Here is a 13,558-nt window from a genome sequence, read left to right as displayed (position 1 = left end):
TTACGCAATGCGTATCATTCTGCTTGGCGCTCCAGGCGCAGGTAAGGGCACTCAAGCTCAATTTATTATGGAGAAGTTTGGGATCCCTCAGATTTCAACCGGCGACATGTTACGCGCCGCTGTAAAATCAGGGAGCGAATTAGGTTTACAAGCTAAAGAGCTGATGGATAACGGCAAATTAGTGACTGATGAACTGGTTATCGCATTAGTGAAAGAGCGCATCAAACAAGATGACTGTCGCAATGGCTTCTTGTTGGATGGGTTCCCGCGTACCATTCCTCAAGCTGATGCAATGAAAGAAGCAGGCATCAACGTTGATTACGTTTTAGAATTCGATGTTCCTGACGAAATCATTGTTGAGCGTATCATTGGTCGCCGTGTTCACGCACCGTCAGGTCGTGTTTATCACGTCACTTTCAACCCACCTAAAGTTGAAAACAAAGATGACGTGACAGGTGATGAGCTAACTATCCGTAAAGACGACCAAGAAGACACGGTTCGTAAACGTTTAGTTGAATATCATGCACTGACTGCGCCATTAATCGCTTACTATCAAAATGAAGCGGAAGCGAGCAGCACTCAGTACTTCAAGTTAGACGGTACTCGCAAAGTGACTGAGGTGAGTGCAGAGTTAGCAAAAATTTTAGGCTAATTTTTCTGAGCGTGATCTAAATAGTTCTAAGTAGATCTCAATAAATAAGGCAGCGTTAATCGCTGCCTTAGGTTGCTGACAAAGAGGGATAAAAGCGTGGTTTTTCCCTCTTTGTGTTATCAGGCGAAAATCAATAAATTGATTTTCCTTGTTAATTTTACAACCCAAAATAACCATTTCCAACCCTAATGGTTTGTCAATGGTCTGAGGCAGCGTAAACCGCTGCCTTTCTTTTTGTGCCACAAGTTGGCAAAATTAGTTATTAAAATCTGTTATTGTTGGGAATAATTATCAATTAGGAGTTGTTCTAATGTTAGAAAAAAAATATGGAATTCTATTGGTAAATTTGGGAACGCCCGATGCCCCAACAACAGCAGCCGTTAAACGCTATTTAGCCGAATTCTTAACTGACCCGCGTGTTATTGATGTTTCCCCATTGATTTGGAAGCCTATTTTGTATGGTGCTATTTTGCCAATCCGTGCATCCAAAGTGGCAAAACTTTATGGCTCAATTTGGATGGATGAAGGCTCGCCATTATTGGTTTATTCTCAGCGTCAGAAAGAAAAATTATCTGCATTTTTTCCTAATACGCCTATTGAGTTGGGAATGACTTATGGCTCGCCGTCAATAAAGAGTGCTATCGACAACTTAATTGCACAAGATGTGACGGAATTAGTGGTGTTACCGCTGTATCCACAATATTCCTGCACCACCACCGCCGCGGTTTATGAAGCGATCACTCGCGCGTTTAAACCGATGCGAACTATCCCGTCAGTACAGTTTATTCGTAGCTATGCGAAGCACCCAGCGTATATTCAAGCCCTAGCAGAATCTATTGAAGCCAGTTTTGCTGAACACGGTGAACCAGATAGGTTGATCCTCTCTTTCCACGGTATCCCGCAGCGTTACTGCGATTCAGGGGATATTTATGATAAAGAGTGTGAGCAAACCACAGAATTATTAAAGCAAGCTCTGAAATTCCCAAGTGACCGAGTGTTAATGACTTACCAATCTCGATTTGGGCGTGAACCATGGTTAAGCCCATATACGGATCAGACGATGAAAAAGCTACCATCAGAGGGAGTTAAGTCAGTGCAAGTGGTTTGCCCAGGATTTTCGGTGGACTGTTTAGAAACATTGGAAGAAATTAGCGAGCAAAATAAAGAGTTTTTCTTGCACAATGGTGGTGAGCAATATCGTTATATTCCTGCACTGAATGACAGCGATATCAGCATTAATATGATTCAGTTAATTCTGAAAAACCACTTAGAAAGAGTGATTTCATAGGTAATTTCATAAAGAAGGTTAATGGTTATATCCAAAACTTAAATTTTGGCTATAATTATGGCCTCATTATTCAACGGTATAATTTAGAGTGCGTTGTTCGGAATTAACATGACTGAAAAAACCAATTTATCTCCAGAATTAAAAAAACAGCTAGAGCAAGATCCGCAATATAAATTACAGCACAATGATGAGATCGATCTGATGGCGCTGGTGGCGGTTTTGTTCAAGAATAAATTATTGATTATTATTGCAACAGTCATTGTTACCGCACTGAGTATTGGGGTTGTCAAAATGTTACCTCAGAAGTGGACGAGTGAAGCGGTTATTATCCCGCCAACGTCTGAAGAGGTAAAAGAAGCGAATGAATTTTCAGCGCGCTTAAATGCATTAGGCATGGAAGTTGACTTAGGTTCTCAGCGTATTTACAACGAATTTATTGTTCAATACCGCTCTAAAGTTAACCAAGAAGCCTTCGTTAAAAGCACTGATTATTTTAAAACACAGCTTGATAAGCTTGAGAATAAAAATGATCCGCTCGAGGTTCAACGCTTAGTAAATCGCATCATCGCGGATTCAATTAAACTGAAATACAACGGTAAAGAAAAAGACAGCGATGATAGCGATATCGTTCTGTCATTTACGGCACCAACGGCAGTTGAAGCCCAAGATTTAATGGATGGCTATATTCGTTATACAGCGAGTATTGTCCGTAAAAGAATGAAAACTGAAGTGGATAATGCGATTGCACGCCAACTGATTTATAGCGTTGAAGCATTAAAACAAGATACCACCAAAATCCAAATTTCTTATGATGTCAAAATTGAGCGTTTAAAACGTGCTATTACCATCGCGAAAGCCGCTGGAATTTCACGTCCAATCGCAAGGGATTCTGTTGCTATCAACGATGACCCAGACTACCCAATTGCATTAGGTTCAGAAGCGTTAGAAGAAAAATTGGGGATTGAGTTAAAGAACCGCGATTTAGCGCTGATCAGTGAAAAGCTGCAAAATGCAAAAGTCTATATTGAAAACTTAAACTCACTGACGACCAAAGAGTTAGATTTTGAGCCTGTTAGATTTATCCTGACTCCAGATTTACCTATTGCGAAAGACTCGCCTAAATCGATGCTTATTGTGGCATTAGGGGCTATTCTTGGCTTTATTATGAGCTGTGCGTTTGTACTAGGTCGTGACCTGTACCGTAACTATAATCAGCAAAATACTCGCCGTAAGTAATCACTCTAAAGCGTTATAAATACCTAACCGGCACCTTTTTATCGAAGGGTGCCGGTTTTGTTTTATCGTGTTAGAATACGGAAATGTTCCTTTTTTAATGTTCCCAATATGAAATTCCCCGGTCAACGCAAATCTAAACATTATTTTCCTGTCTCCCTCAGAGATCCTCTTTTACAACCGATGAAAGAGATGCTCTCTGATGATGAAAACTGCAAATCGTATATTGTGGGTATCGACCAAACACTCGTCGATATTGAAGCCAAAATTGATGATGAATTTATTGAACGTTATCAATTAAGTAAAGGTCACTCTTTAGTCATCGAAGACGATGCGGCCGAAGCGCTCTACAAAGAGCTCACCGATAAAAAATTGATCACCCATGAATTTGCAGGCGGCACGATAGGGAATACACTCCACAATTACTCTGTCTTAGCCGATGACCGCTCCGTCTTATTGGGCACGATGTGCAACAATATTCAGATTGGGAGTTATGCTTATCGCTACCTTTGCCACACTTCAAGTCGTATGGATCTAAACTACCTACAAGGGGTAGATGGCCCTATCGGCCGTTGTTTTACGCTCGTCACTGATAATGGTGAACGTACGTTTGCTATTAGCCCGGGGCATATGAACCGCTTACACCCTGATAGCATTCCTGAAGAGATTATTGCAGGCGCATCCGCGCTAGTATTAACGGCTTATTTAGTGCGTTGTAAGCCGGGGGAAACAATGCCGGATGCGACGATGCAAGCTATCCGTTATGCGAAAAAACATAATGTTCCCGTGGTGCTGACATTGGGAACCAAGTTTGTTATCGCTCAAGATCCGCAGTTTTGGCGCGATTTCCTTAAAGATAATGTCTCAGTAGTTGCCATGAACGAAGATGAAGCTTTGGAGTTAACTGGCTTTAGCGATCCTCTATTGGCATCCAATATGGCACTGGATTGGGTTGACCTTGTTCTGTGTACAGCAGGGCCTTCAGGGTTGTATATGGCAGGTTTTACGGAAGAAGAATATAAACGTAAAACTCAGCACCCACTACTGCCGGGAGCAATTGCTGAATTTAACCTGTATGAATTTAGCCGCGCGATGCGTATGCAAGATTGCAAAGAACCTTGTCGCATCTTCTCCCATATCGAACCTTATATGGGCGGCCCCGAAAAAATCATGAATACCAATGGTGCGGGTGATGGAGCATTATCGGCGTTACTGCATGATATTACGGCAAACTCTTATCACCGTTCAAATGTACCTAATTCCAGTAAACATGGACGCCAATATCTCACTTACTCCTCACTGGCACAGGTGTGTAAGTATGCGAACCGTGTGAGTTATCAAGTGCTTTCTCAGCATTCACCGCGCTTAACCCGCGGGCTACCAGAAAAAGAAGATAGCTTAGAAGAATCCTATTGGGATCGCTAACTTGAAGTTGGTAGTACGGAAATAAATAGTACAGAAATAAAAAACACCTCATTGAGGTGTTTTTGTTTTTATCCTGACGCGAACTATTAAGCTTCTTTGGCGATCCCTGCTGGGTGCTCAGCTTTAACAGCCTCAACGGCTTTTTCATCTTCTTGTTCATAGCGCATAGCTTGTGGAACAGAGATTTTAATCGCAATAAATACTGCTAAGAAACCCCCCACTAATTTACCTAACAGGATTGGTAGTACCAATGTTGGTTGGAAGTTTGCGGTAAAGGCTAAGTGGTCGCCAATCGTGGCTTGAGCACAGACCCCAAAGGCCACGCACAACACTTTATCCCTTGCTCGCATTTCTTTGAATAAGTGGTAAGTCGCGATGATATTTGCCATCACCATGATGAAACCCAGTGAACCAGTATCGCTCAGCTTTAATCGACGGCTGAGTGCGCTGACTAACGGTTTGCAGTAACGTTGGAACAGGTAACAGATAGGGAATGTACCTGCGAGCATGATCCCGATATAACCTGCAATCTCGATCGCACGGAATAACTCATTTTGATCTGCAAATAGTGGATCGAATCCCCAAGCCCCAAAAACTTTACTAAATACGCCTGTAAAATGTTCCACAATGGAGAAGGCTAATACTAATTTTACGAATGCATCCATGATCTTACCGAAGATCAAAAAGCCCGTAACCATTAGCATTGGGCGATATTTTAAGCCCGCAGCCAGCAAGAAACAGAAAACGAATAGCGGCATTAGATATTGCAGCATCGTCAAGAAATCAAGGGTGAGTTGATGAGTGGCGGGGGAGTTAGTCGAAATAATATCGCGAACAGGAATATTATTGAGTGTGATCAATAGCAATGAAGCCAATACCCCGAATGGGATTGAGATCAATCCTGCCATTGCCCCTAAGGCTAAATATTTGTGATCTTTACGATTTAACATCGTTAAACCAACTGGGATCAGATAAACAATGGTTGCCCCAGAGGTATAACCGATCAACATCGCGGTGATCCACATATCGCGATTCGTGGTTAAGGCGTCTGCTAACTGATATCCGCCCATATCCACAGCGATAATTGATAGTGCTGCGATAGAAACATCAGAGCCGACAGAACTAAATACCGGCCCTAAAATATAAGATATCAATTGTGAAAGTAGTGGAACGGCAGCCATGATCCCTGCTTGAGCGAGAAACACGGGACCAATAGAAAAAATACCGTTTACAAACTCTTTTCCGAGGTCGCTGGCAGGCCTGACAATCGATGCAACGGCACCAATCACGGCACCGCACATGATTAAGTAGATAATATAGTTTCCGAATTCGGCCATAGTAGGGTTTCCTTTCTTTTTTATTGTTGGAAGAATTAATTTCTGAGCTGGCGAGAACGGGCAATAATGTCGCGATACTGTTCCATTACGCCTTGCATGTTGGTTCCATCAGGGCGTGTGACGCTAGTATTGCGTCGTATCGCCATTTCATGGCTTATTCCCAAACCTTTACGAGCAAGCAAGGCAGCCCCGAGTGCTGTGACTTCACGATTTGCTGGTGCTTCAATATTTTTTTGTAATAAATTGGCTAAAAACTGCTTAAAGTACTGATTTGACGATAACCCTCCATCGACTGAAATGGACTGACCTAATGGAGAAATTTTCTCCATTGCGAAAATAACTTCTGCGGAGCGGGCGGCTATTCCTTCTAAGACCGACTGCATCATATCTTTCTTATCGGTATCTAATGAGAGTCCCGCCCACAAGCCAGCAGCGCTGCGATCCCAATAAGGGCAACCTAAACCTGAGAGTGCAGGTACAAACGCTAAGCCACGTTTAATCGCGGGTTCATCGCGAAAATCTGAAAGCTCATCAAAATCCTCAAATAGACCGATTTTACGTGCCCAGTTGATTGCTGAGGCGGCGTTATACACGCCACCATCTAAACCGAAAACAGGGGCTTCACCTGGAAATTTCCAGCACAGTGTGGGTAATAATCCGCTTTGATGAGTTTGTGGGATATCGCTTCCCGTCAAGGCTTGCAAGAATGCGCCAGTACCAAAGGTTATCTTGGCATCCCCTTTTTGGCGGCAACCATGACCAAATGTTCCAGCAAATTGGTCGACAATAATCGCGGTGACTGGTGTGAGATGTCCGTCGAGATTGACGGCACCAAAGTCACCGATATTGTCGCGCAGCGGGGGCAAGCAGTGGATTGGCACACCAAAAATCTCACACAGTTGTGGATCCCACTCTAGGGTATGAATGTTGAGTAAAGAGGTACGTGATGCGGAGTTATAATCCGTCACAAAAACATCGCATAAACGATCAAGGAAAAATGCATCCATAGTTCCTATGCGTAGACGGTTTTTATCCGCAAGGGATTTGGCTCCTACCACATTCTCCAGAATCCATCCCATTTTACTGGCTGAGAAATAAGGATCTAAGGGCAGTCCCGACTTTGATTGGACAAGCGGCTCAAGCCCCGCATCTTTAAGCTGCTGGATGGTTTTTTCAGTACGCAGATCTTGCCAAACAATCGCGTTATAAAGAGGGCGCTTAGTCTGAGAATCCCACGCAACAATACTTTCGCCTTGGTGACACATACCAATAGCATCAACAACTTCACAACTATTCAGACACTTGATGATGTTCGTTAGGATCTCTTCAGGATCGTGCTCAACCCAACCACTGTTTAAGGTGATTTGCTTGTGTGGAATACTCATCGGGGAATGGTAATGGCCGCCTTCTTCAAAGACGACGACCCGGGTTCCCGTTGTTCCCTGATCGATAGCGGCATAACGTTGATTGAGCATCGCTGAATTTCCCAGTGTTATAATGTTGTAAATAGGTTTGTTTTTTTGCTTACTATCGTTCAATCGGAAATAAAATCCACAAAAAACTCACAATAACTTCTGTGAATGTGAGAACTGTCACAATAAGATAACAATGTGAGAAGTTTTTGGATTGTCATTGTGATTTGCGTTGTTTTATATGTTGAGGTTGTGGGAATTATGTGGTTTTATGTGTCCAAGTTTTATATTAAGGATTTCAGCCATGAATGCTAATAATAAAAAAATGTGGGATGTCATTGTCATCGGTGGGGGTGTCATTGGTTGTGCAGTGACCCGAAAATTCACATTGATGGGCGCTAAAACACTGCTGTTAGAACGTGGTGGCGATATTTTATCAGGAGCAAGCAAAGCAAATAGCGCGTTGTTACATACCGGTTTTGATGCCACACCAGGGACATTAGAATTGGAATGCATGCAAGATGGGTATCAGGAATTCATTGATATTAGAGAAAAAATGAATTTACCGTTACTCAAAACTGGCGCGTTAGTCGTGGCTTGGAACGAAGAGCAGCTCAATAAGCTGCCGGGTATTGTGGAGCAAGCACACACTAACAACGTCATGGATGTGGGAATGATAGATAAAGAAGAACTTTATCGTCGAGAACCCCATTTGGCGGAAGGCGCGCTGGCAGCGGTTGAGGTTCCGGGTGAATCGGTAATTGATCCATGGAGCACACCACTGGCGTATTTAACTCAAGCCGTGAAGCACGGTGCAGAATATCAATTCCATTGTGAAGTGACTGCGGGGGCGCTAAATGCGGGAATTTGGACATTGTCTACATCAAAAGGTGAGTTTTCTGCCCGATTAGTGATTAACTGTGCAGGTATTAATGGGGATATCGTGGAATCTATCTGCCACCCATCACCATTCGAAATTAAACCGCGCAAAGGCCAGTTTTTGGTGTACGACAAAGCGGCTGCGGCAGATATCAATGCGATCATTCTGCCAGTACCTACCGCGATTACTAAAGGTGTTCTGCTATCGAAGACAATTTTCGGTAACTTATTGTTAGGCCCGACAGCGGAAGAACAGCAAGACCGCTGGAAAGCGGAAGTTAAGCAAGATGTCTTGCAAGATTTAATCGACCAAGGTTCACGCATGTTGCCATCACTGCATAATTACAGTGTGACGGCCACCTATGCGGGATTACGTCCCGCCACGGAAGAAAAATATTATCGAATTAATGATTACCCCGAAAAGCAATGGATATGTGCTGGGGGAATTCGCTCAACGGGCTTAACGGCAGCATTGGGGGTTGCCAATCACTTAGGGAAACTTTACCAAGAAAATTTTGACACATTATTTGAGTTATCACCGCCAACTGAATTAATTTGGCCTAAGATGCCGATGCTCTCTGAATATGAGGAGCGTGATTACCAATGCAAAAATAATGGTGGCATTGTGTGCCATTGTGAATTAGTGACTCAACGAGAAATTGAAGCGGCGTTTGATTCTGACATTCCACCAGAATGTTTAGGCGCACTTCGTCGTCGAACTCGCGTCATGATGGGGCGTTGCAACGGTTTTTATTGTAGTAGTCAGGTCGCTGAAATTATTAACGGCCGCTTTGACAATACTTTAGCGGTGGAGGCAGTGAAATGAGCTTAAATTACGATGTGATCATTATTGGCTCAGGGCCGGCGGGTATCGCGGCAGCACAAACATTGCGTCGCCGTGGTATTCATAATATTGCGATTTTAGAGCGCGAAGCCCATGCGGGTGGGGTTCCTCGTCATTGCCAACATCCCACTTTTGGTTTGTTAGTATTTAAACGTCCAATGAAAGGCAACCAGTTTGCGGAAAAAATTGTTAATAATTTAGGGGATACCCCAATACTAACGCGTTGTACTGTGACGCAATTACAACCTAATGGCACTTTAACAGTCACGACCCCTGATGGTGTGGTTGAGATGCGCGGTAAACGTATTTTGATTGCAACAGGCGTTCGTGAAACTCCACGTCATCCTCGACTGGTGTCCGGTTTACGTCCACAAGGTATTTTAACTGCGGGTGCGCTACAGCAATTTGTCTATTTAAAAGGGCAAAAACCGTGTTTGAACCCAGTGATCGTTGGCAGTGAGTTAGTCAGTTTCTCTGCATTATGGACATTAAAAAATGCGGGCGTAAAAGCGAAAGCCATGATTGAAAGTGGCGAACGAATTCTGGCTTTCAAACCCGCCTCATTGTTTGCTAAAGCAATGGGAACCCCGGTGTATGTGAATAGCAAAATCACGGAAATTGGCGGCTTAGAAAGAGTCGAATATGTGATGGTGGAAACCGCAGGTCAAATACGCAAAATTGAGTGCGACTCTGTGATTTTTACAGGGGGCTTTGTGGGCGAAAATACGTTAATTCGTAAAAGCCACCTGAATTTTGAGGCAAGTACAGGCAAACCCGTCACTGACCAACGTAGTCGCTGTTCTGATGGCAGCTATTATGCGGCGGGTAACATGCTGCACCCTGCGGATATGGGGGATCAGTGCTACCAAGAAGGGGTGATCACTGGCGGGTATATTGCAGATGATTTATTAGCCAATCACCACCAAATGGATGTACAGCAAGGAAATAGATTGCCGATTCGATTTGCTGAGCCAATTCGTTTTACGGTACCTGCATGTATCAATATGTCCGAAAATACTGTGAAAAATGTGGATTTCAACATTCAAGTCAACACCGCGATAACGGGAACAATTCGTGTGATGGCAGGCAATACAGTACTATATGAAAAGCGTCGTCGCTGCTTACCGACACGTCGTATTTTGCTGAAAAATATCGATTTAACAAAAATCCAAGCGAGTGCTACTGAAATTACTGTCACTGTTGTATAGTGCTGGAAATGTTAAATGGTCAAAAGGATTAAACTATGTGTGAGGGACGCTCCTCAAAAGTACGACACCAAACCATCATTGAGATGTTATCGACTCAAGGTCAGGTGTATGTACAGGAGCTTGCAACGCATTTTAATGTGGCGCAAGAAACTATCCGCCGTGATTTGAGTAAGCTTGAAACTCAAAAATTATTAAAGAAAGTTCACGGTGGGGCTGTCAATATTCAGTCCAAATTTGAGCGTAATTTTACAGAAAGAGCGCAAGCTGCTGTTGATGAAAAGAAAGCGATAGCAGCAAAAGCGGCAGAATTAATTAAGCCCGGAGACACTCTGTTTATTGATTTTGGTACGACGACCTTTGAGTTTAGCCAACGCATTAAGTCGATTGATAATATTACGGTGATAACAAACTCACCGTTGTTAGCCTGCACATTGCAGGAAAACCCTACTATCGAAACGATTTTGATTGGTGGACAATTTAATGCAGCACAAAATGCCTGCTTAGGCGCGATTGCATTAAAGAATATTACGGAGTTTTTCGCGGATTATGCGGTTATCGGTGCAGGTGCTTTTCATCCTCAGCATGGTGTGATGGATCAACACGTTGATGAAGCGGCCATTGCGCAAAAAATGCAGGAAAACAGCGATAAGCTGATGGTGTTAGCTGATGGAACAAAAGCCCATAAGCATGCGATTAATTTTGTGGTTGGATGGGAGAATATTGATTATCTCATTACCACGAGCAAAGAATTTAAATTAGCTGAAAATAAAAAGCGCCCGAAAACCAAAATTATTATTGCAGATATTCTGTAAGCCTTAATAAATCAAAGCATTACCCATTTAATTTATACCCTATGGAAAATAATTTATTTATTTTTCATAGGATTACTTTGCTTAAAATTCGTTAAATACGACACTAGGAATTGAAATGAAACTCTATTTTATTGCGTGCCCATACTCTGATCCTGATAGCGATGTTGTGGAAATGCGTTTCCAAGTTTGTACCCAATATGCAGCGGAATTAGCGCTTAAAGGAATAGCAACCTATAGCCAAATTACCATGACTCATCCAATTAACCAGTACTTAGCCTCGCAAGGGCAAAAAGTGGCATGGTCAGCGATTGATATGGAATTTTTAAAACGCTGCGATGGGTTGATTGTTCTGACGCTGGCTGGATGGGAAAAAAGCGGTGGTGTTGCCGCAGAAATTCAATTCTTCAAAGATAAGGGTCTACCCGTATGGACTGACAGTGAATTTGCGGAGCAAATGCTGAATTCATAATAAAAAAAGCCGTAACGTTAATCCGTTACGGCTTTTCTGTTTTCAATTAAAAATCAACTTAGTGGCTTGGTTTTAGATACTCATCCAAATTTTTGCCATCTGGATTGTGATTATCTTTATCCTTATCATCCGGGATAGCACAACCAAATTCAGCCACATCATTGCACATTAATGTGGTGATAGATTTTGCAATCTCATGTTCACCAATAATAATGTGGTCAGCACCGCGCTCTCTAATAAAGCTGACTTCATCATCATAGTGGGCGCGCACGACCACGGTGATCTCTGGATTTAGTTCTTTGGCGGTAGCCACAATTTCACCTGCTTCATAACCGTTTGGAATAGTCAGCAACAGGGATTTTGCACACTCAATACGGGCAAGGCTTAGAATTTCTTTACTAGCGCCATTACCTAAAATGGCACAGAAACCATTTTCAGCCAGCTCTTCAAAGCGTGCACGGGTATCTTCAATCACAACCAGTGGAATTTCACGACGACGCAGTTTATCAGCTAGCATACCGCCAACGCGACCGTAACCTACGATCACCGCATGACCACAAATATCCACTGGGATCTGAGTTTCTTCTTCCAGTGTTTCTTCCAGAAGCTGCTCTTCGATGGTCTCGGTTTTTTCCAGATATTTATCCAACAGACTGAATAACACTGGGTTTAACATGATGGAGACAATCGCACCCGCTAATACCAAGTTTTGTGCTTCAATATCCATTACGTTGAGGGCGAGGCCCATGCTGGCCAGAATAAATGCGAATTCACCAATTTGTGCCAAGCTGACGGCGATGGTGAGTGCGGTTCGCCGCGAGTGCCCAAACATTCTGACGAGAACCAGTGCTGCTGCAGATTTACCCACGATAATAATCGCGAGCACACCTAAGATACCCAGCGGTTGTTGAATAAGTACCATTGGGTCGAACAGCATCCCCACCGAGACAAAGAACAGCACCGCGAAGGCATCACGCAGAGGTAATGTGTCTTGTGCAGCACGATGGCTCAGCTCAGACTCATTTAGCACCATCCCGGCGAAGAAGGCACCCAGCGCGAATGATGCATCAAAGATAGCAACGGCGGCGTAGGCAATACCTAGCGCAAGGGCTAAAACAGCCAGTGTAAAGAGTTCACGGGAACCTGTGGATGCGGTGCGGGATAAAATCCAAGGAATAACCTTACGACCGATCACAATCATAATCAGGATAAAGGCAACGACTTTACCGATTGTCCAAGCAAGGCTCATCGCCAGTTCGCCGAGATTGGACTCTTTACTGTCCATGATACCTGCAATGGCAGGTAGCAGAACCAGCGTCAGAACCATGGCAAGGTCTTCAACAATCAACCAACCAATGGCGATTTGACCACGCTGGCTTTCAATAAGTTGCCGTTCTTCAAGGGCGCGCAATAGCACAACGGTACTGGCGGTAGAGAGACAAAGCCCGAAGACAATCCCTGTGAATGTGCTCCAGCCAAACAGCATGGACAGCCCTAAACCTAATAGGGTAGCAACCGCGATTTGTGCGATAGCGCCGGGGATGGCAATGGCCTTAACGGCAAGTAAATCTTTCAGTGAAAAATGTAGACCAACCCCAAACATCAGCAGAATAACTCCAATCTCAGCAAGTTCAGGGGCGAGTGTGGAATCAGCAACAAAACCGGGGGTAAAAGGACCTGCTAACACACCTGCGGCAAGATAGCCGACGAGTGGTGAAATTTTTAAGCGCTGCGCGAGCATGCCTAATATATATGCAAGGGCGAGACCACCAACAATGGTTGTAATTAAGGGCGTTGAATGCTCCATTAAGTCTCCTCTGGTTTGTTTATGAATAAAAAGGTGGGTACATGCCTTTGGCTTTCAAAATGTTGATGACGTTAATCACCATTTTGAAATACAAATTGCGTGTTTATCTATTTTAACGGTTTTGAAAACAAATTTCTTTAAAAAATTGACTGGTTTCTAAAAAAAAATCGAGCTGATAGGGCTAAATCGTTA

12 protein-coding genes are annotated in these 13,558 nt (G+C 43.4%); 8 read left to right on the top strand and 4 right to left on the bottom strand.

Annotated elements, in window-relative coordinates; all coding sequences use genetic code 11:
- Positions 1 to 7 precede the first annotated feature (7 nt).
- Entirely contained in the window at positions 8 to 652 is a 645-nt protein-coding gene (gene adk, locus LDO73_RS13285) for an adenylate kinase (protein ID WP_224058436.1), read from the top strand.
- On the opposite strand, the gene LDO73_RS13280 is transcribed toward adk, so the two are convergent.
- Positions 644 to 895, bottom strand: coding sequence for a hypothetical protein (locus tag LDO73_RS13280; RefSeq protein ID WP_224058434.1), 252 nt, complete (start codon positions 893 to 895; stop codon positions 644 to 646). The genes adk and LDO73_RS13280 overlap by 9 nt on opposite strands.
- A 67-nt stretch (positions 896 to 962) precedes the next feature.
- Here LDO73_RS13280 and hemH point away from each other — a divergent pair, with 67 nt between their 5' ends.
- The 3 genes from hemH (at position 963) to LDO73_RS13265 (ending at position 4,598) form a co-directional block, all read left to right on the top strand.
- Complete coding sequence (hemH, locus tag LDO73_RS13275; RefSeq protein ID WP_224058433.1) at positions 963 to 1,940, top strand: ferrochelatase; 978 nt, start codon at positions 963 to 965, stop codon at positions 1,938 to 1,940.
- Positions 1,941 to 2,048: 108 nt separating this feature from the next.
- On the top strand, positions 2,049 to 3,176 hold the full coding sequence (gene wzz(fepE) / locus LDO73_RS13270; protein WP_224058431.1) for an LPS O-antigen length regulator Wzz(fepE): 1,128 nt from the start codon (positions 2,049 to 2,051) through the stop codon (positions 3,174 to 3,176).
- A 108-nt stretch (positions 3,177 to 3,284) separates the two neighbouring features.
- Positions 3,285 to 4,598 carry an inosine/guanosine kinase gene (locus LDO73_RS13265; RefSeq protein ID WP_224058429.1) on the top strand — a complete coding sequence of 438 codons (1,314 nt, stop codon included), beginning with the start codon at positions 3,285 to 3,287 and terminating at the stop codon, positions 4,596 to 4,598.
- Between the two features lie 86 nt (positions 4,599 to 4,684).
- Here the strand turns inward: LDO73_RS13265 and eutH are convergent, their stop codons facing one another.
- Positions 4,685 to 5,935 carry an ethanolamine utilization protein EutH gene (eutH, locus tag LDO73_RS13260; RefSeq protein ID WP_036952538.1) on the bottom strand — a complete coding sequence of 417 codons (1,251 nt, stop codon included), beginning with the start codon at positions 5,933 to 5,935 and terminating at the stop codon, positions 4,685 to 4,687.
- 35 nt (positions 5,936 to 5,970) lie between these two features.
- Complete coding sequence (locus tag LDO73_RS13255) at positions 5,971 to 7,410, bottom strand: FGGY family carbohydrate kinase (RefSeq protein WP_224058427.1); 1,440 nt, start codon at positions 7,408 to 7,410, stop codon at positions 5,971 to 5,973.
- Positions 7,411 to 7,651: 241 nt separating this feature from the next.
- On the opposite strand from LDO73_RS13255, the gene LDO73_RS13250 reads away from it, so the two are divergent.
- The 4 genes from LDO73_RS13250 to LDO73_RS13235 all read left to right on the top strand — a co-directional run bounded on the left by LDO73_RS13250 (position 7,652) and on the right by LDO73_RS13235 (position 11,559).
- Complete coding sequence (locus LDO73_RS13250) at positions 7,652 to 9,052, top strand: NAD(P)/FAD-dependent oxidoreductase (RefSeq protein WP_224058425.1); 1,401 nt, start codon at positions 7,652 to 7,654, stop codon at positions 9,050 to 9,052.
- Positions 9,049 to 10,278 carry an NAD(P)/FAD-dependent oxidoreductase gene (locus tag LDO73_RS13245; RefSeq protein ID WP_224058423.1) on the top strand — a complete coding sequence of 410 codons (1,230 nt, stop codon included), beginning with the start codon at positions 9,049 to 9,051 and terminating at the stop codon, positions 10,276 to 10,278. Before LDO73_RS13250 ends, LDO73_RS13245 begins: the two co-directional genes overlap by 4 nt.
- A 35-nt stretch (positions 10,279 to 10,313) precedes the next feature.
- Positions 10,314 to 11,090: a DeoR/GlpR family DNA-binding transcription regulator gene (locus LDO73_RS13240; RefSeq protein ID WP_224058421.1), complete on the top strand. Its 777-nt coding sequence runs from the start codon at positions 10,314 to 10,316 to the stop codon at positions 11,088 to 11,090.
- A 115-nt stretch (positions 11,091 to 11,205) separates the two neighbouring features.
- On the top strand, positions 11,206 to 11,559 hold the full coding sequence (locus tag LDO73_RS13235; RefSeq protein WP_224058419.1) for a DUF1937 family protein: 354 nt from the start codon (positions 11,206 to 11,208) through the stop codon (positions 11,557 to 11,559).
- 58 nt (positions 11,560 to 11,617) lie between these two features.
- Here the strand turns inward: LDO73_RS13235 and ybaL are convergent, their stop codons facing one another.
- Positions 11,618 to 13,366: a YbaL family putative K(+) efflux transporter gene (gene ybaL / locus LDO73_RS13230; RefSeq protein WP_224058418.1), complete on the bottom strand. Its 1,749-nt coding sequence runs from the start codon at positions 13,364 to 13,366 to the stop codon at positions 11,618 to 11,620.
- Between the last annotated feature and the right edge of the window lie 192 nt (positions 13,367 to 13,558).

Source organism: Providencia alcalifaciens, from assembly GCF_915403165.1.
GTDB lineage: Bacteria > Pseudomonadota > Gammaproteobacteria > Enterobacterales > Enterobacteriaceae > Providencia > Providencia alcalifaciens_C.
The sequence above is the reverse complement of the archived record's forward strand: the minus strand, read 5'-3'. Positions and strand labels throughout refer to the sequence as shown.